Source organism: Mycolicibacterium diernhoferi (assembly GCF_019456655.1).
In the GTDB taxonomy this organism is placed as follows: domain Bacteria; phylum Actinomycetota; class Actinomycetes; order Mycobacteriales; family Mycobacteriaceae; genus Mycobacterium; species Mycobacterium diernhoferi.
This window is the reverse complement of sequence record NZ_CP080332.1, coordinates 4175041-4194472: the sequence shown is the minus strand read 5'-3', so window position 1 is coordinate 4194472 and position 19432 is coordinate 4175041. Positions and strand designations below refer to the sequence as shown.

Genomic DNA, 19432 nt, shown 5'->3' with positions numbered 1-19432 from the left:
CAACATGCGCGTGCCGACCCGAGGCAACCCGCGGCCAGCCATATCGCGTCGACCGCCGCCGCGCGAGTTGCGGGATCTGCTGACGACCGTCGGGCTCACCAACGGCGTGGCGAACATCATCATGCAGCTCTCGTTGCCGCCGGTGGGGCACGGCGTCAGCGAGAGCCGGGTGGCATCCGGCAGCCCGCGGCGGTACCCGCTCAAGCGGGCCCGCACCACCGGCCAATACCTCGCGTTGGCGGTCATGGGCAGCGAGCAGGACCGCGATGTCATGCGCCAGGCCGTCGCCGAGGTGCACAATCACGTGCACTCGACCGAGCACAGCCCGGTGCGCTACAGCGGAAACAGCCGCGAGCTGCAGGTCTGGGTCGCCATGTGCCTGTTCCGGTTCTTCCTCGACCAATACACATTGGTGCACGGCGAACTCGACGAAGCCACCCTCGACGAACTGATCCGGGCGGGCGAACCGCTGGCCACCGGGGTCAACGTGCGGTCCTCGGAGTGGCCGCAGACCTGGGCGGAGTACCGCCGTCGCTGGGACGCGATGCTGCCCAACCTGTCGATCGACCCGGTGGTGCACCACGAGTTCATGACCCTGTCGGACCTGTCCTTCGTCGGTGAGGCGTGGGGGCCGGCCGGTTATCTGCTGGCCCGAATCGGCGCCCCGCCTTACCGATTCATGACCCGCGCCACACTGCCGCCGGAGTTCCGCGAGATGATGGGTTGGGACTGGACCGAGGCCGATCAACGCCGGCTGCAGCGCGTGCTCAAGGTGCTGCGGGTCATCGACACCGTCATCAACCCGTACGCCATGCAGGTCGCCTACCGCCTCCAGGTCCTCGACTTCCGGACCCGGCGTCGGCTCGGCATGCCGGTGCTCGGCAAGACCCGCATCCTGGAGACCATGGTCCGCGACGGGGGAGGCGCCCGGCTGTTCGCCAGGCGGTCGCGGGACAAGTCGGGTGATTCGGAAACCGGTCTGCGCCGCGAAGTAGGGTAGGCGCCATGCGCGTCTACATCGGTGCCGATCACGCCGGATTCGAGTTCAAGAAGACCATCATCGAGCATCTGCAGAAGAGTGGCCACGAGCCGATCGACTGCGGTGCCTACGCCTACGACGCCGACGACGACTACCCCGCGTTCTGCATCGACGCCGCGGTCAAGACCGTCGCCGACCCCGAGAGCCTGGGCATCGTGCTCGGCGGTTCGGGCAACGGCGAGCAGATCGCGGCCAACAAGGTGCCCGGCGCCCGGTGCGCGCTGGCCTGGAGCGTGGAGACCGCGAAGCTGGCCCGCGAGCACAACAACGCGCAGCTGATGGGCCTCGGTGGCCGCATGCACAGCGAGGAGGAGGCGCTGGCCATCGTCGACGCCTTCCTGTCCACCCCGTGGTCGGAGGCCGAGCGTCACCAGCGCCGCATCGACATCCTGGCCGCCTACGAGGTGGACCACGTCGCGCCCCCGGTGCCCGGCGCGCCCGCCTGACCGGCTTGATACATGCCAGAGGGGCACACCCTGCACCGGCTGGCCCGGCTGCATCAGAAGCGATTCGGCCGTAAGCCGGTCCTCGTGTCCAGCCCGCAGGGGCGGTTCGACGACGGCGCGGCCGCGGTGAACGGACGCGTGCTGCGCCGCGCCGACGCGTGGGGCAAGCACCTGTTCCACCATTACGACGGCGGGCACGTGGTGCACATTCATCTCGGCCTGTACGGCAGCTTCACCGAGGCGCCGCTGCCGCTGGATGAGCCCGTCGGGCAGGTCCGGATGCGGATGATCGGCGCCGAGTACGGCACCGACCTGCGCGGGCCGACGGTGTGCGAGGTGATCGACGCCGGCGCCGTCGACGACGTGGCGGCCCGGCTGGGACCCGACCCGTTGCGCCCCGACGCCGACCCGGCCCGGGCGTGGTCCCGAATCAGCAAGTCCCGCAGGACCATCGGCGCACTTCTGATGGACCAGACGGTGATCGCGGGCGTCGGCAACGTCTATCGCAGCGAGCTGCTGTTCCGGCATCAGATCGACCCGTACCGCCCCGGCACCGAGATCGACGCCGACGAGTTCGCGGCGATGTGGCGGGACCTGGTCGAGTTGATGAAGGTCGGGGTGCGCCGCGGCAAGATCGTGGTGGTCCGCCCGGAGCACGATCACGGCGCCCCGCCCTACGGACCCGGCCGGCCGCGCACCTACGTCTACCGGCGCGCCGGTGATCCCTGCCGGGTGTGCGCAACGCCGGTGCGCACCGCAGAACTGGAGGCTCGCAACGTGTTCTGGTGCCCGACCTGCCAGACCTGACGCGCGCTCAGCGTCGATCGCGACGACCGTGGAGAATCTCGGTGTGGAACTCATCCTCGTCGTCGTCGGAGCGATCGTCGTCACCGCCATCTCGCAGCGGCGGGGGCTGGAACCCGCGCTGATCATCGTGGTGGTCGGCATCGCGGTCTCGTTCCTGCCGGATTTCGAACCGCCGGAACTGGATTCGCACATCCTGCTGACCGTGGTACTGCCACCGTTGCTGTACTCGGCGGCGTTGAACTTCTCGTTCCCGACGTTCCTGCGCAATATCCGGCCGATTCTCGGTCTGGGTGTCGGTCTGGTCGTGGTGACCGCGTTTGCCGTGGCGCTGGTGTCGTCATGGCTGGTGGTGGTGCCGCTGACGTTCGCGACCGCCCTGGTGCTGGGCGCCATCGTGGCGCCGCCGGACGCGGTCACCGCCGTCGCCGTCGGCCGCAAGCTCGGCCTGCCCAAGAAGGTGATGGCGATCCTGACGGGGGAGAGCCTGATCAACGACGCCGCCGCGCTGACCCTGTTCAGCATCGCGGTGGCGCACGTGGCCGGTACCCACACCTTCATCGCCAACCCGTTCCTGCTGTTCACCTACAGCGCGCTGATCGGGCCGATGGTCGGCGGGCTGCTCGGCTACATCACGCTGTGGATCCGCAAGCGGCTGGCCAACCCCGGCCTGGAGACGGTGCAGGGTCTGGTGGTGCCGTTCGCCGCGTTCATCCTGGCCGAGGAGATCCACGCCTCGGGCGTGCTCGCCGTGGTGGTGGCCGGCTTCGTGGTCGGCAACGGCACCCTGTCGGCCGGCTACCAGACCCGGTTGCAGGAACGCTACGTGTGGAACTCGGTGGACGTGCTGCTGGAGGCGTTCGTGTTCGCCTACATCGGCCTGCACCTGCGGTTCGTGCTGGAGGACCTGAAGCAGGCACACGAATCGGTGTGGGAGGTGCTGGGCGCCTCCATCATCGTGCTGCTGATCGTGCTGGTCATCCGGCCGCTGTCGGTGCTGCTGATGTTCGGGCGCAGCAAGCTGGCCCGGCACGTCGAGGCGAAATGGAGCGTCCCCGTCCCGGAGGGCGAACTCCGCGGCGGACGGGTCCGCGCGAAACAGCGTGGGGAGGAACGCAGGTGGCGGTCCAAGATCGACCGGCGCACCCTGACCTGGCAGGAGAACGTGGTGGTCTCGTGGACCGGGATGCGCGGGGTGGTCACGCTGGCCGCCGCGGCCGCCATCCCGGTGACGACGGTCAGCGGACAGCCGTTCCCTGAGCGGGCCACCATCCAGGCGATCGCGTTCGTGGTCGCGATCGGCACCCTGTTGATCCAGGGCTGGACGCTACCGCTGCTGATCAAGCGGTTGCAGTTGTCCCGGTTCAACGACGATCACGCGGCGGATCGGGCCGAGGAGCTCAAATGTGAGCAGGTGGTGCACGACGCCGCCGAAGAGGTGCTCGCGGAGTTCCGGGCCAACCCGCCGGCCGGGGTCGATCCCGAACTGGGCCGGGAGATCCGCGCGGTGATCGCCCGGCATGCCCAGGACGCCGATGAGATGCCCGACCCCGAGGCGCACACCACACGCGCGGAGGTGTTCTCCGGGGTCTACCGCTCGGTGCTGGCCGCCCAGCGCGCCGCCCTGATCGCCGAACGCGACGAGGGCCGTATCGAGGACGAAGCGGTGCGCGCCATGCTGGAGCGCCTCGACCTACAGGAGGCCGGTGTGACCGCGCGCCTGGAGAGCCGGCTGTGATCTAGAAGTCGAACCCGCCGAAGTCGCCGCCACCGAAGTCGCCGCCGCCATCCCAGCCGCCACCGCCGCTGTCGCCGCCCCAGCCACCCTGGTCACCGCCGAAGTCGCCCCCGCCGTCGCCGAGCTGGCCCTGGTCGAGGCCGTCCTGGAAGCCGTCGCCGTTGCCGTTCTCGAAGGCCTGGGCGTCGTAGCCGACACCCGCCATGCCGCTGAACATGGTGCTGAACAGCAGAGCCGAGCCGAGACCCCAGGCGCCGGCCACCAGGGCCGGCTTCCACCACGGCTCGGAGTACCAGCCCGCGGGGACCGGGCGGCCCGCGACGCGCCCGCCGGGGTAGTAGTTGGGGGTGCGCTCGGACGGTGTGGGGGAGGCCTCGATCTGGCGGCCCTCGAACTCGACCCGCCGGTCCTCGGTGACGGCGCCTGCAGAGCGTTGGCCGGCAAGGGATTCCAGTTCCGGCCCGGGATCCATCCCCATCGCGACGCGTGCGGCGCGCACGTAGTAGAGCCCCTCGACGGCACTCTCCTTGGCCAGCGCGGCCTGCTTGACGGTGGTCGCCTGGTCGATCTGCGACGACGCCGCGGTGTAGCGCTCGGAGGCGTCGGCCATGGCCTGCTTGGACGCATCGTCGGTCCCGTTCAGGTTCAGCACCTGACCGCCGAGCCGCTCGATCACGCGGCGGGCATCGGCCTGGGCGTCGGCCAGCGACTCGGCGGACCGGCGGCCGTTGGCCTGCGAGGAGTTGAAGACGACGAAGGCGATGACCGCAATGACCATGACGATGAGGATGAGCAGCACGCCGTTCATGGCGTCCAGCGTACCGACAGGAAGCCCGGTGTTCCTGAGCGTGAACACAGCGAACCGGACGGGGCGACGGGCACCTGGATACGGGGTGTCCGTGGCGGCCGGCTGGAGGTGGGGGGGCGGCCACCCCGTCAGTGCGCGCCGATCGGTGCCGGCGCGTCCGATCCGTGTGCGGTCGCCGCGGACGGTGTGGGGCCGGCGTCCACATCGTCGGCGTCCACGCCGCCGTCCACATCGGCGTCGACATCGTCGGCGTCCACGTCGTCGGAGGTGTTGGTCTCGGACTCGTTTTCGGCGGGCTGCCCCTCGGATTCCTCGAGTTCCTCGGCGCCGAGGTCGGCCGGGAGTTCCGCCGGGCCGGCGGGCTGTTCGCTCGGGTCCACATCGGCGAGCTCGGATTCTGGGCTCTCCGGGGCCAGGCTGTGGGTGTCGGTGGTCTCCGGTTCGGTGCGGGCCGGCTCGACGGCTACCGCTTGTCGGTCCACCGCCTCGGTCACCCTGGTTTCGGCTGCATCGTGTCGGAGGGTCCCGGGCTCGTCGGGTTCACCGGAACCGGGCATGGCGTCCGCGGCGGTCGGCGATTCGACGATGGCCGCACCGGTTGACGTCCGGTTGGTGCCCGGCCCCGGCCGCTCGATACCCAAGGCGTGGCTGATCGCATCGCCGATCCGGTTCACGGTGCCGGTGACGCCGTCGGCGATCAGGTGCACCACGGCCGTCAGCACCGCTCTGGGGGTGTTCACCAGCCAGGTGTCGCCCAGCACCCACGACGCCACCGATGCGATGCCACTGACCAGGCCGATCGTGACACCGGCCAGCACGTCCACCGCACCCCGGATCACCGCGCCGCCGAATCTGAGCGTGCCGTCCAGGATCGCCTTGACCTCGTCGAACAGATTGCGGCGGGGGAGATCGAGGTCCGCTCCGTTGAGGAAGTCGACGATGACCTTGACTGCGGGCTTGGGCGTCCCGTCCGAATAGAACAGGCCGAAGTTCTTCTCGCTGTTGAAGCTGGCGGAATTCAGGTCGATCGTCGAATAGATGAACATCGGGCCGGTGCCCTCTTCGTTCTGCCAGTTGGACAAGAAATCCGCGATGAACCGCGCCTGTTTGCGCAGCGAGTTGTACTGCAAGGGCAACAGCGGATTGAAGGGCGCCGTCGACAGGCCGTACTCGCTGGCCCACACCTTCAGCTCGCCGTCGCCGTTGAGTCGCATCAGCTCCCTGATCGCGCGAAGCTGCAGGATCGGCGAGTTACGTTCGGACTCGCCCTGGGAGAACGGGATGTCCCGCTGGTAGGGGTGGAAGGCGAGGGCGTCGAAATAACCGTGGGCCCCGGCGGCGTACATGCCCTGCAGATAGTCGACCGGATTGATGCTGACGCCGGGGACGGTTCGGCCGGAGCCCAGCCCTCCGGCGATGACGGTGATGTCGTCGTCGGGATCGTCGAGGTCGTCGTGCGCCTTGATCGCCGTATAGGCCGCTCGCAGCATCGCGGTGTACCCGGCCGGGTCCAAAGGGTCGAGGAAGATCCGGCCATTCGGCTCGTTCCAGACTTCCAATGCCGAGACCTTGCCCTGGTACCTCTCGGCGACGGCGCCGGCGAACGCGCCGAAGGCTGCTGGGTCGGGCATGCCGGCCAGCGGCGGGCGTCCCGCCCATGCCGGAGTTTCGTGGAGCACGCCGAGCACGCCCATTCCGCGCCGGTATGCCTCCTCGATCACGTAGTCGGTGCTGGTCCAGACGAAGTCACTGTTCGCCGAACTCTGGGTGGCGTACCAGGAGATGCCGACGCGCACGTTCTGCACGCCGATGGACTGAAGCAGGTCGAGATGACGATCGACTTCTTCGATACTGCCCGTGCGCATGACATCCGAGTCGGCGACACCCACTGTGGTCGGTGACTCGACGATCGCGGCGGTCAGCTCGACCGGATCGGATCTCGTCGGCGGGTCGATCGGCGGACGCTGCTCGGTGGTGGCGCACACCAAGGCCAGCGCCGAGACCGTGGCGACGGCCGCCATGGTCCGTCGAGTGGCGAGCCTGAAGGTTGGTTTGCTCATGAGGACTCCGACCGAAAACCGATGGCTGGCGCCAGCGCCGCCAGGTGCGACGCTAGCCCGATCTGCTGCGCCGGGGAGCCGTTCGACAGGTAATCGCGGATGCGTTGAACCGACAGATATCGCTTCGTCTGACTAAGCGAATATTGTTGTGGTAGAAAGTAATTCGCTCGAAGAAGGTTGATCTTCGGAAGTTTCGTGGTCAAGCCGCTCAGGTGGCGGGGCGGCGTCTTAGCGATGAGCCGGCGCTGCTGGGCGAACGATCTTGACGCCGGCGCGCTCTGTCCCCGCACCCGCGCCGCGCGCCGCTGCCCACCGCGCCATCATCGGAGAATCCAGATCCGAATGCGCCAGGACCGCCTGCCCGCCGCCGCGCCGGCACAGCCCGCGGGCGGCGTCGAGCAGGGTTGTGGGCGCGGGTACGGCCAACCGGGTCCGGAGGCCTCCCCACCTGGTAGGACGCGGCCTACCAGGTGCTTCGTGGAGCGGGCGACGGGAATCGAACCCGCGTAGCTAGTTTGGAAGAAATCACGCAGAGCGTTCGCGCTGGTCAGCCCGAACCGCGCGGTGGCTGCTAGAGCGACGAAAACTCGCCTGAGAAAGTGCCGTCTACCAGCTCTTTCGAACCGTGCAGCAACGCCGTGGGGCCGTTCGTCGCTGGCGGGGCGACTTTCTGCGCACCGGGTACAAACCGGGTACAGAGCGCCAGATTCGAACGAGTGTGCAATCGGGCGTCAGCTACAGCCATTCCTGTACGTGCACGGAGTGTAACTACCGTCCGTACCCCATTTGCCCGGAGTCCCTGGCGGCGACGAGCACATTGACCGAGCGCAGGTCTGGCCGTAACCGGTGCAAATGTCATACGGGGAGTTCGGGTACGGCTGCGCAGTCGTGCACTCTGGCGCATAGGCGCCAGCAACTGGCATAAGGTTCCCGATGAGCCCGAGGCCAAACGCGAACGCGACAATGCCGCTGGCCACCACCACGGCAGAGCGGCGTGCAGCGACGATCGTCGAAAACAGCATGGGCCGCTCCTCTGAGGTTTGCTGACAGCAGCCTAACTCGGCGCCAACGCGCGTAGACCGGAATCGTGACGTGGGGTTCAGACTCGGGTGGCGCTGAGTTCGCTGGTGATGCGCTCCGCCAGACAGGCAGCCCCGGCGCGGGTGGGGTGTCGGCCGTCGTTAGAGATGAAGAAGTCGGCGTTGCCGTCGCCTTCGGGCGAGCCGTCGATACCTGTCCCGGTTACCCACGGGGTTGTGCGCATGTCGATTGCGCCGGCCACGTCGTTGCTCGCCATGGCGGCGTTGATGAGGGCGGTGTTGAGCGTGTCCATGACGGTTGGGCTGAACCCTTCCAGCGACCCCGATTCCACGCCGACCACCACGATTGGGATATTGGGGTGGGCTGTCTTGAGCGCGGACCAGTAGGTGCCTGCCGCTGCCACGACAGTGCCGGTGGCGTAGCCGGTGTCGTTGGCGCTGCCGAAGATGATGACCAGATCAATCGGTGGCAACGCCGCCATGGCTTCCAGTCGGGCAGCAGACCCGTAGGTGCTCTTGCCGATGGTGCCCCCGCCGTCGTTGACGTAGCCGGTGTTGCTCTGGCCGAGGTTGAGCACCTCCCACCCGGTAAGGATGGCGAGCTGGTTGCACAATCCGCCTCCCATGAGCCACCCGTCGGACCCGGTGTCGAATCCGCCCTGAACGTACGAGTCGCCGACGACGGCCACACGGAACCGTGGCGGGGCAGCCCAGATAGCCGCAGCACCAGGGACCAGGACGCCGGTGAAGCTGATGAGGCCCGACGACAACAGGCGGACCTTGCGCACGCGAGACGTGGCGAACTGGACCTTGGCGTAGTTGGAGCTGTACAGCCCCGAGGCGGTGAAATCCCATCCGGCTGTGAGTGGCATGTCGTCGACGAAGATGCGGAAGTCATCTTTGACGGTGGTGTTGAGCAACGCGAAGGCGAACCGGTCGCCGCTGACGTAGAACTCAATCTCGTAGCTGGTGGCGTTGTTGAACTCGCTTGGGGTGCCGCCGCTGATCTGGTTGACCGGGTTGTTCCCCGCGTCGAACCACGACCCATTGAACCGCCAACGGGCCTCGATATCCGTGTCTTTGAAGAAGTAGTGCCGCTGGTCGGAGTAGGCCGGGTCGGTCGTATCGACGGTGTAGGCCGCGACGTCGGTGGCGGGGTAGGGCGTCTTGGACATCGGCCGCATGTAGCTGGCCAGCGGGACCTTCCTCGCAGTTGCTTCCAGTCCCTCAGCCGATTCGAAGGTCTGGACCAGTTCCCGTATCGCTGCGTAGTACGCGTGAGCCGACTGGAGGCTGGCGATTCCAAGCGGTACGGGCGTAGGGCTGGGGTGCAGGCGGGGACCGTTCTGCCCGAGCACGAAACTGCGGTCGGCGCTCAGGAGTGCGAGCTGTCTAGAGGAAAAGACGCTCTCCGGGATGGACCAGCCGTTAGCCGCCGTCCAGATGACCGTGTCCGCCACGATGGAGTGCTCGGCCCATTGGTCTGTCGTGATGGTGTACGAGGAACCCGGACCTACATACCAAACGTCTGCCATGACCTTCTGCCCTTACCGGCGAATGATGCGGCCGGGGTCGGCGCGACCGTCGGGCTGGCCGTCATGCGGGGAGGTGCCGCGATACCGTCCGCCCTGGCTGACCGGAAACGGCTTGCCCGTTACCGGGTCGAGGGGCTCTTGGCCGGCGAAGCCAAACTCACTGTCACCGGGGCGTTGTCCAGGTACGGCCATTGTGGTTCCTCGTCGTTGACAGCTGCTGGTGGGAGAACCCGAGGCAGGCGGCGAGCCGAAACTAGAGAGGAATCAGTGCCGCCCGCCTCGGAAGTCGGTTGGTTAGACGCTGACGGTTGGGGTGTCGTAGGAGCCGCTGGCCTTCAGTTGCAGGATTGCGGCTGCGCCACGGTGCCGCACGCCCACGCCGAAGCTCCTCTGGTAGAAGGAATCCTGGAGCGGATAGGGGCCGACGCCAGGAATCAGCCGGAGTCCGCGATACTCCGGTGCAGGCCACTCGCGGAACCCGATCGGATTGAGGGCAGAGTTGGCGCCGTTCGTGACCACTGCCGCAACGTATCCGTCCGGCATGAGCGGCGTCTCAGCCACCCATGCTCGCCCGTAACTGCCGGTGATCGGAACTCCGCCAAGGTTGTCCGGGGCGCGGTCGCCGACGAGCGTCTGGTCCGTAAGATAGGGAGGCGCAGCGGAACTCGGTATGAAGTCGTGCTTGGCGACCTTGGAGTTGTTGTTGGTCTGGCCCGCTCGGAAGCTCGCGATCACGTCAGCCTCGTTCGGGCCGCACAGAATCAACAGGCGGCTGCCGGCATCGCGCCCGTACCCGTGCTCGGTGACATGGTTGGAGAGAACCTCGATGTCCTCCGAGTCCAAAGAGGTTGCGCCCGATACCAGATAGTGCTGATGGTTGGCGGCGAAGGCCTTGCCCATGAACGTGGGCGGAATCATCGACCCTGTGCCGGACCAGCAGCCGAAAATGGGGGTGCTGTTCTCGTTTGCAGACACTGCCGGGTCAAGCAGCCGATTCAATACCGTTGCGGTGATGTTCTTCTGATCCGCCAGCATGGCGGTGTTCGCAAGGTCCTTGATCTGCTTCGCGGTCGCGGCCCGCAGGAACTTCCAAGAACTCGCCCAGCGCAAATCGTAGTCCTGGAGGTCGTATCCCACCGGGAGCGCAGTGCCCTGGCGGATGGACTTCGGTACGCCGAATTCGGTTGCGCGTTCGTACGCAGGCAGCGAGGCACCCTGTTCGACCGCAGCACCAGGATCAGTTGTCCGGAACGAGAGCAGGCTGACGAGCGCGGTCTGGTGCTTGTTGTACACCGCTGCGGCCTGGGCGATCTCATCCCAGATGGCGTTGAGGTCGATGCCATCTCCGGACTTGGATACCAGGACATCTCCCTGGGTGGAATAGCCACGGGGACGTGCCATTTCGGTTCTCCGTTCTCGCCAAGGTTGGCGGTGATAAGTCATGAGCGGCGGCGAGACCTGGAACGAACCGTACTCCGAATGGTGTCATCGCGACGGATCGGAAAGCGTTGCGATTCTTTGCAATAACGTCGTAGCCCGATGCGATATCGCCGGAAAGCGGACCGGCCCGGCAACGAGGTAACCTAGCTCGCGTCAAACAGTAAACATGCTTGTCTCGCAAATCAATTCGCAACCCTTGGAAGGGGTACAGGAATGAGTAAGCCGCCAGAAGTTCTCCCCGCTCCGCCACAAGGGGTGGCACTGTCGCCGATACCGAACAAGACTCTCGCCGAGGCGCAAGCGTGGGTGCGAGATGAACTGGGCCTGTCTGTGACGATTTCGTACCTCAAGAAGTCGACAGACCGGGGGCTGCTGACTGCGCCGATCATCGGTCCCCGTCGCATGTATGCCACAGCGGAGCTGTTCCGGTTTCTGTGCACTCGTCCATCGCGCCGAGAGGACCTGGTATGAGCCACCACCCGTTCAGCGACCCGGACGACTACCCGCTGCCTGCCATCAGTGGGTGTCCGCATCCACCGCACCCCGGTGTGAAGTGCCTGCAGTACGAGGCTGACGTCCTTGGGATCGGGGAAGCGCCAGACGATCTGAAGAGATTCTTCTTGTGCCATATGGAGTACTCCGCACGAGAAGAGCTACGCATACAGGCTTCGGCCGATCAGACCGGTGCGGCGTTCAGTGCCGTTGCGGCGGCTAACGGCCTAGACACCTCGACCGCGACGTTGGAGTTCTCGCTGCATGCAGGCCGCAGTTCCTCCGTACGGGACGTGCTCACCGCGACGATGGATGTGCACCGTGAGCTGACTGCTATGGGGACCAGCGGGATGGAACGGGTCATCTACTCCGAAGCCGACTACGACCCGAGCAACCCCGCCCACGCGTGGAGTGTCCCTCTCGGCCTGGTGGCCGGCGACCCGGTGCATGTGCAAGTGCTTTACGACGGACCGAGGCAGTGGCTGCGGGATCTTTCCGGGCAGCGGATGATTTGCCAGTGGCCACAGGTGCACGAGCGTTTCGCTCAGCGGTGCCTCTCGCACACGCGCCACGTCATCGCGTGGGCCCGAGGTCAGTACCTCATCGCGGTTCCGACGTGTAACGAATGCCGTCGTGCACTGGGCCGAACCGGTCCGACTAGCGCTAATGTCTCTGCACAGCAATAGATTACGAAGTTGCAGGGCGTGCATTGTGTGGTTACTCTCGCGGCATAGTGGTCGCAGCGGAGGGCGGGTAGCGTTCGCCGATCGAACTTTGAAACAACCCAGGGCCTCGGCGATTCTTTCGCGAGAGAACCGAGGCCCTGAGCTCCACCAGGAAGGTGAGAACCATCTTAGCTGACTCTACGTTGACGCGCCGGTCGGGGAATGACTGGCTCGTGGATACCCTTGCAGGCGATCCACTCTTCACCATCCTGGGCCGGGATAGCGGCAGTGAATCTCCGCCCCGCCAGACAACGAAGATCCGGCGTAGACGGCCTCGCCCAGCGACCGCTGACACGTCGGCCTCGGTGGCTGATGTGGCTGCCGGTGGTGTGTATGCCCTCGGCGCGCCAAAGTACCTCGCCGCCGGGTGGCAATCGCCCCTGCCGGTACAGGCAGGGGAGAAGGAAGGTGGGCTACCGCGCGACCGTACCGGGCGCGGCAAGCCGTATGCGACCAAGGCAGAGATAGCCCGCTGGGTCAAGGAGCGCTCCAGCGACAACCTGGCGTTGCGCATGATGAGCGTGACTGTGGATGGCGTGACCTATGACGTCATCGGGATTGACGTGGACGACTACATGTCAGACGGCAAGCTCAAGGAAGGCGCCAAGCAGCTCCGCGCTCTCATCAAGGACTACGGCCCTCTGCCGAGGACCTGGCGCTCTACGGCGCGTGGGGCTGATGGCGCGTCGGGCATTCGGTTCTTCCTCGCCCCTACGGGGTTGCACTGGCGCGGTAAGGCGCACAAGGACATTGACATTATCTCGCCGGGCTACCGGTATGCGGTGGCGTGGCCTAGCTGGAATCCCAAGGCGCAAGCGCAATATCAGTGGCTCACAGCCGACGACGAGGTCTGCGGCATCCCTGACCCTTCCGAACTACCCCTCATGCCCGAGGCGTGGGTTGACTTCCTGACCAACGGGCAGATGCGTGACGAAGGTACCGACGTCGACGTGGACAGCTCGGTCAAGGAGATTCTGGCCTGGGTTAAGGAGCGACCCGGCTACGACGACGAGCCTTGCGACACGATGCAGGGCCGGGGCGTGGACTATTGGGTACGGCAGATCACTGAAGACGCCAGCTCCCACGACAAGATCACAGACGCTCACTGGGCTCTGATCATGCTTGCCGCGGAAGGGCACAGGGGCCTTGGTCAGGCTGTGGCGGCTGTTGAGGAACACTGGATCAGTGATGTGAAGGCGCGGGACAAGCGATCGGTCCGTGAGCTTAAGGGCGAGATCTTCCGGAGCTCTGTGCAGGCACTGCGCAAGCTCAAAGGGCAAGTGGATTCCGGCCAGTTGTGCCTCACCCAAGACGACGTGTGTGCAGAACCGGAGATGCTGGCGGCGTTGGCTGACCCTGACGGGTGGGCGGCGAAGATCAAGCGGGAGCCTGGGCACACCGTCTTCAGCATCCTCACGTCGGCGCAGTGGGCCGAGCCTGTCCCGCCGGTGCGTTGGATCATTAAGGGCACCTTGTGCGAGGACACGTTCGGCCCTAACGCAGGTCCCAAGAAGTCTCTGAAGACCCACGACAACCAAGCCATCGCGTTCGCGTGCGCGACGGCGCAGCCGCTCTACCTGAACCCAGAGTTTGCAGTCCCGAAGGCGCGCAAGGTTCTCTACATCGTCGGTGAGGGCGGCGAGCTGCCCGTTCGCCGAACCTTGCAGCGGATGGCCAGGGCGTACGGTCTGAATTTGGACAAGGTGAGGCGTGATCCTGACTTCCCGCTTGTGGCGGCGTTCGGGGCAGCCCCCATGGACGGGGACGCGTTCGTCAACGAACTCAAAGCACTACTGGACACCCACCAGCCCGAGCTGGTGCTCATTGAATCGTTCTACAACTTCCACCCGCGCGAGCTCGAGACGGGCAACCTGTACCAGCGCGGGCAGGCGATCGACGAGTTCCACAAGCTAGTTCGGGGCGAGTGCGCCGGGGCGACGTCTATCCTTACCGACCACTTCCGCAGTACCGGCGTCGGCAAGAGCATCGACCTGGACAACATCTCCATGGCCGGCCAAGCCGAGAACGCCGACAGCTGGATCCTCCGCAACCACCGTGAAGCCCCCGACGTCCCAGCGGGAGAGTTCCGGCTGCGAACCGAGTTCAACTCGCGCCAGTGGGGCGGTAACGCCTGGGACGTGGATTGGCACTTGGGGCGGTTTGAACCTGAGGTCGGCGGCCACGACGGCGAGATCAGTTGGGACGTCAACCCGGCCAGTAACACCGCCAACGGTGGAAGCGCGCGCGGCCCGTCTAACAACGAGCGCGCAGCGTTGATTCTGGACTACGTAGACACCCACCCTGAAGCCTCCCGTACGGCGGTGGTTGACGCGCTCGCCCACGAGCACGGCGGACGCAATGCTTTCCGTGCTGAGTTTGAGAAGTTAGTCGGCTCACGCCTCTTGGTTGAGGAACCGTTCGTGCGTGATGTCGTCCGTAGCGACGGCGCCACCCGTCCCCGCACAGACATCGGATGGCGGCGCGGTGACGGCAAGCGAGCAGTCTCGCTGCGGGAGATTTCGGACGCCGACGATGAGTAAAAGCGGCGGCTTCCCGGCCGGAAAACGACCCAATATCGCGGTTGAACCGGCGTACTCTGCGGCGGACTCTGATCGGATTAGCGACAGAGTACGCCAGCACGTTCGGCGGACTCTGACGCGGCGGACTCTAAAAGGTGCTGTCTACCAGCTAATTCAGAGTACGCCACACCATCGGCGGACTCTGGCGGACTCTCGCGGGCGTGGGGTAGCTGCAGGCGGGCGGACCTCACAGTCCGCCGCCGCGCCGCGCGCTTATAGGGCGGACTCTGATTCGGCGGACTCTGATTTCGGAGAGCAGGAACGTCTTTGGACACGCCAACTGTGGAGAGATTGCAAACCAAGGAGATTGAGATGAGCAACGCGGAGACCCCTGAGCATGTGGACCCCTCGGCACCAGCCAAGTACTCGTTCGAGTGGTGGGAGGCTCGTAGCGATCGTGGGCGGTGTAGGGCGCATCGCAAGAACGGCGACCGATGCAAGCGGCCGCACGACCCAGGAGCAACCGTGTGCGGTCACCACGGTGCGCGAGCTCCCGCTGTAAAACGCAAGGCTCGGCAGCGGCTCGATGAAGCAGCCGACCGTATGGCGCGGCAACTGCTGAACATCGCCGACAGCGCCGAGAGTGAGGCGGTGCGCTTGGCGGCGATAAAGGACGCGTTGGACCGGGCGGGCCTTAAGCCTCCGAGCCAAGCCGAGATCACGTTGGCGGCGTCAGGACCCAAGCCGTGGGAGCAGATGATCGCTGGGATGGCGACCGGTACCCGCGCCGAATCTCGCGCCGCACGCGGCATCCAGGAGCTTGGGGCTGGAGCCGGTGAAGTCGCTAGGCGCTGGGACCGGAACACCGTCGAGGTTGCGGAAGGTGAAGTGGTTGACGTGAGGACGGTGCCGTATGCGGGCGCAATGCCGCCCCCTTTAGCCGTAGACGATCTGCCGCGACCAAAGGGCGACGCGGGACAGGACAAGCCCGCGCAACCCACTACAGGCCAAACGGCGGGCACCGAGCTGATGACATTAGAGGAAGCCAACGAGTACCTCGCCCGTGTGCAGCGCGGAACCTAGATGGGATTGCGAAAAGTGCTGTTGGAGTGGACTGCTCGTTTGTAGCGTGCATTGTGCCACTGGCGTAGTTTTCGGGGCGGAAGGCGTAACCGTCCGGTTAAGCCCCGAAAAGTGAAGGGAGACGGCGCATGGCGGAGTCCAATGTGCTGATGCTTGGCTACAGCCGCGTGAGTACCGATGAGCAGGCCAATAGCCGTAACGGGTTGGAAGCCCAACGCCACGCGATCGACACTGATGCAGACCGCCGTGGATGGACGGTAGAGCACCGCGCCGATGAGGGCGTCAGTGGCAAGGTGATCGGCCCGGAGCTGCTAGATATGCTGCAACTGTTGGCTTCTGGCCAAGCAGACGGCTTGGTCGTTGCGAAGCTTGACCGCCTTTCGCGTTCAATTGTGAACGCCGCGAACATTATTGAATCGGCTCAGCAACAGGGCTGGTCGCTCGTCGTGCTTGACCTCGGCGTAGACCTCACCACCGCCGCAGGGCGCATGGTCGCCCACAACATGATGAGCTTCGCCCAGTACGAGCGCGAGTTGATCTCCGAACGAACGAAGGCCGGGCTGGCGGCCAAGAAGCGCCGAGGGGAGCCCGTCGGCCGTCCCCGTCTCGCCAAGCCGGGTGTTGTACGGCGGATCGTCATGGACCGCGACGCCGGGCTCTCGTTCGCGCAGATCGCCCGCAGCCTGGAGGCCGAGGACATTCTGTCGCCTGCTGGCCGGCCAACCTGGCAAGCGTCCACGGTCCGGCGGATCTACAACGCGGCGACGGCGGTACCCGTGGCGGTGTCAGCATGAACCGCGTCGCCGACGAGGGCTGGGTCTGATGGCCCGTATCGAGAAGCGGGCGCGCACCGGGGGACGCACCGTCTACATCGCCAAGTGGTACACGATCACCGGCCAGGACCGGTCCAAGACCTTCGCCTCCAAGAAGGACGCCGAGGCCCACCTTACGAAGGTGCGCAACGCTAAGTTGCATGGCAACGAGTTCGATCCGGCGTCGGGGCGGATGTTGTTCCGGGAAGCGGCAGCGTTGTGGCTGGACGACCGCAAGGCATCGTTGAAGGCGACCACCTACGCCGCCCACGCCGAACGGCTCGCCCCGACCACCGCAGAGTCCATGACCCGGCACGCCCGCCTCACCCACAAAGGGCAGCCGCTGCGGATTGACCCGTCGTTCGGGGACTACCCGCTGAACAAGATCACCCACGACGATGTGCAGGCTTGGGTGAACCGGCTCGTGGCCAGCGGACGGCAGCCGTCGTCGGTGCGGAACTTGTTCTTTGTGGTGCGGCAGATTTTGGAGTGGGCTGTGAAAACGAAGAAGCTCACCGCCAACCCCGCCGAACACGTCCAACTACCCGGCAACCGCACAGCCTCAGTCGCCAAGGGCGCCAACAAGTCTGCGGCGAAGCGGTCCCGCCGTCGGGACGACCCGGCCCGGTTCCTTACCGCTGCGCAGGTGGCCGTCCTGGCTGCGGCTACGCCGTGGCCCTACTCGGTGTTCGTGCATACCGACGCGTGGACCGGGTTGCGGCCGGGGGAGATCATCGGGCTACGGGTGGGGGATGTGCACTTGGCCGGCGAGGACGCGGGGGAGTCCTGGTTGTCTGTGGCGGAATCAGTGGCCGTGATCGACGGGGAACCGGTCTACCTGGACCCGAAGACGGAAGGGTCTGTGCGCGACGTCCCGCTCACCGCCGACACCGCCGCGCGGCTGCGGGCGTACCTCGCCGTGCACCCGAACCTGCACGACCCCGACGCGCCGTTGTTCCCGGGGTTCTCTGCGGTGCCGCTTCGTCTGCCGCACATGCGCAAGCGCGAACCAGGCACCGTACCGCCCAGCCGTCTGTCAGCCGCCGTACGCGACGCTGGAGCCGAACTACGCGCGGCCCGGCACGAAGACCTACCACCCGCCGACCGGCAAGCCGCCGCCTTGGCGGACCTGTCGGTGGATGAGGCTGCCGCGCGGCTCACGTTCAACTGGGACGGGCCGCTCCGGTTGGACGCGTTCCGCAAGACGATCTGGAATCCGGCCGTGCTCCGGGCGAACCGTATCGGGAGGGAGACCGCCGAGCCGGGCATGGTTCCGATAACGGTGCCGCCGGGGGTGACGCCGTACGCCCTCCGCCACACCTACGCGTCGTTGTCGGCTGCGGCGGGGATTAAGCCGCTCGCGTTGTCGCGCCGGATGGGGCACGTCGCCGTGACGATGACGATGAATGTGTACGCGCATCTCTACCGCGAATCTGCCGCCGACGACATGGCCGCCCTGGGCGCGATGGCGGTCGTGGCGACCCCGCCGACGTCCGGTGTGGCGAAGGTCATTCCGCTGCGTGGTTAGAGGTCCGTAGCCCAGTCGGGACGCTCGCCGCGGGCTCGGAGTATTCGCGCTGCGGTAATCCCAGCTGGCGTGAGGCGACATATCCGATTCTCGGATCCATCCTTGTTCATCTTTATCGACAGAATCTCCGCCAGACCGTTCTGCACAAGGTCATCCATGCCGCTAGCTGCGGAGTCTGGCCGTTTTCGATATATGACTCTTCTGGACGGCGATTTTGCCGCATCGGCCATTAGGCGGCCGAGTGCAGACACAGCTCGCGGCGGCAGCTTCCTCAACAACTCTGCGACGGGCTGTCCTTCGTCGTCGCTGGGAAACGTTGACAGAAGCGCATCCCACTCTTTCTGGGCTGTAGATGAACTCGTCGACAGAAGTGGCTTGATGCTAGGGCTGGCCCGAACTGCGGAGCTCTGCGCCAACTGTGCTTCGGCTTCGGCTAGTGCCTGTTCCATTCGAACCTTGATGGCAGTCTCGAGTTCTGCTGAGCGCGCTTCCAGGTCACTCGCATCTTCGTCCGTGTCCCCATCGGCGCTTTGCGATACATCGTCTACCGCGGCTGGAATTGCTTGTTGAAGAGCGGCTTTTAACAGCACGCCAACATGGTCGCGTTGATTTGCGAGCAGTGACGAGTTCGTCGCACGCATCTCCGTCAAGGCAGCCTGCGTCTCCGCGCTGACCTGCGACGCTTGCTGAGCCTGAACCAAGGTAACGATCAGCTGTGCAGCGAAAGACAGAACCGCCAGCGCGAGTGCGATTGTCGATAGAGCGTCGACATTTTTGACCGGAACTACAACCGCCAGCGTGCCGAGGGCCGCGACCGCCAGGACAGCCAGAGTCATCGACAATCCGGGCCAAGACACTGTGAATCCGGCCTTGGCGGTGGACCCGATGGAAGTGCCAGCGGGATTACGGTCGGGCGGGTCGCTTGTCACAGGGGCAGATTCTCCCACCGCCAAATGTCAGAATGCGACATCACCACGCCGAGCCCGCGCGGGCCCACCGGGTACAAACCGGGTACAGCCGAGCGGCTCGGAGGCCTCCCCACCTGGTAGAACGCTGTCTACCAGGTGCTTCGTGGAGCGGGCGACGGGAATCGAACCCGCGTAGCTAGTTTGGAAGACTAGGGCTCTACCATTGAGCTACGCCCGCTTGCGGTGCACCGGAGACTGTACCGGCGAAGGCACAATCAAATCCAATTGATGTCCTCACCACACGTGCCCGTAGTATTCCGCGTGGTCGGCGTACGTGCGTGCCGACCGGGCAGGCACGGTTAGGCACGGGGTGTAGCGCAGCTTGGTAGCGCATCCGCTTTGGGAGCGGAAGGCCGCAGGTTCAAATCCTGTCACCCCGACCGCACGAGCACACC

The 19432-nt window shown here is 65.7% G+C and carries 14 protein-coding genes and 2 tRNA genes; 10 read left to right on the top strand and 6 right to left on the bottom strand.

All coding sequences use genetic code 11. The annotated features are described in order from the left end of the window. Positions 1–4: 4 nt before the first annotated feature. Genes K0O62_RS19780 through K0O62_RS19765 form a run of 4 tightly spaced genes read left to right on the top strand, consistent with a single transcriptional unit; the run spans position 5 to position 4027 of the window. Positions 5–1000, top strand: coding sequence for an oxygenase MpaB family protein (locus K0O62_RS19780; protein WP_079244475.1), 996 nt, complete (start codon positions 5–7; stop codon positions 998–1000). Between the two features lie 5 nt (positions 1001–1005). After that, positions 1006–1485: a ribose-5-phosphate isomerase gene (locus K0O62_RS19775; protein WP_073853454.1), complete on the top strand. Its 480-nt coding sequence runs from the start codon at positions 1006–1008 to the stop codon at positions 1483–1485. A 12-nt stretch (positions 1486–1497) separates the two neighbouring features. Further along, on the top strand, positions 1498–2292 hold the full coding sequence (locus K0O62_RS19770) for an Fpg/Nei family DNA glycosylase (RefSeq protein ID WP_073853456.1): 795 nt from the start codon (positions 1498–1500) through the stop codon (positions 2290–2292). Positions 2293–2335: 43 nt separating this feature from the next. Then, entirely contained in the window at positions 2336–4027 is a 1692-nt protein-coding gene (locus tag K0O62_RS19765) for a cation:proton antiporter (RefSeq protein WP_073854325.1), read from the top strand. Between the two features lies 1 nt (position 4028). Here the strand turns inward: K0O62_RS19765 and K0O62_RS19760 are convergent, their stop codons facing one another. The 4 genes from K0O62_RS19760 to K0O62_RS19745 form a co-directional block, all read right to left on the bottom strand. After that, positions 4029–4835: a hypothetical protein gene (locus K0O62_RS19760; RefSeq protein WP_073853458.1), complete on the bottom strand. Its 807-nt coding sequence runs from the start codon at positions 4833–4835 to the stop codon at positions 4029–4031. Positions 4836–4963: 128 nt separating this feature from the next. After that, complete coding sequence (locus K0O62_RS19755) at positions 4964–6895, bottom strand: cellulase family glycosylhydrolase (protein WP_109789050.1); 1932 nt, start codon at positions 6893–6895, stop codon at positions 4964–4966. Between the two features lie 1099 nt (positions 6896–7994). Next, the gene (locus tag K0O62_RS19750) at positions 7995–9395 is read right to left on the bottom strand and encodes an SGNH/GDSL hydrolase family protein (protein ID WP_165636926.1); all 1401 of its coding nucleotides are present in this window, start codon (positions 9393–9395) and stop codon (positions 7995–7997) included. Positions 9396–9764: 369 nt separating this feature from the next. After that, entirely contained in the window at positions 9765–10871 is a 1107-nt protein-coding gene (locus K0O62_RS19745) for a hypothetical protein (protein WP_234799938.1), read from the bottom strand. A gap of 506 nt (positions 10872–11377) precedes the next feature. Here K0O62_RS19745 and K0O62_RS19740 point away from each other — a divergent pair. The 5 genes from K0O62_RS19740 (at position 11378) to K0O62_RS19720 (ending at position 18069) form a co-directional block, all read left to right on the top strand. Further along, positions 11378–12088 (top strand): hypothetical protein, encoded by a 711-nt coding sequence (locus tag K0O62_RS19740; protein WP_131817356.1) that lies wholly within the window; start codon positions 11378–11380, stop codon positions 12086–12088. Positions 12089–12432: 344 nt separating this feature from the next. Continuing rightward, positions 12433–14667: a bifunctional DNA primase/polymerase gene (locus tag K0O62_RS19735; protein WP_131817357.1), complete on the top strand. Its 2235-nt coding sequence runs from the start codon at positions 12433–12435 to the stop codon at positions 14665–14667. Positions 14668–15249: 582 nt separating this feature from the next. Next, entirely contained in the window at positions 15250–15729 is a 480-nt protein-coding gene (locus K0O62_RS19730) for a hypothetical protein (RefSeq protein ID WP_073853473.1), read from the top strand. 128 nt (positions 15730–15857) lie between these two features. After that, on the top strand, positions 15858–16523 hold the full coding sequence (locus tag K0O62_RS19725) for a recombinase family protein (RefSeq protein WP_234799939.1): 666 nt from the start codon (positions 15858–15860) through the stop codon (positions 16521–16523). Positions 16524–16551: 28 nt separating this feature from the next. Continuing rightward, positions 16552–18069, top strand: a complete 1518-nt coding sequence (locus K0O62_RS19720; protein ID WP_073853474.1) for a tyrosine-type recombinase/integrase — start codon at positions 16552–16554, stop codon at positions 18067–18069. On the opposite strand, the gene K0O62_RS19715 is transcribed toward K0O62_RS19720, so the two are convergent. Beyond that, entirely contained in the window at positions 18066–18905 is an 840-nt protein-coding gene (locus K0O62_RS19715) for a hypothetical protein (protein WP_131817358.1), read from the bottom strand. The genes K0O62_RS19720 and K0O62_RS19715 overlap by 4 nt on opposite strands. Positions 18906–19141: 236 nt before the next feature. Next, a tRNA-Gly gene (locus K0O62_RS19710) sits at positions 19142–19215 on the bottom strand. A gap of 128 nt (positions 19216–19343) precedes the next feature. Here K0O62_RS19710 and K0O62_RS19705 point away from each other — a divergent pair. After that, positions 19344–19417, top strand: a tRNA-Pro gene (locus K0O62_RS19705). Positions 19418–19432: the final 15 nt, after the last annotated feature.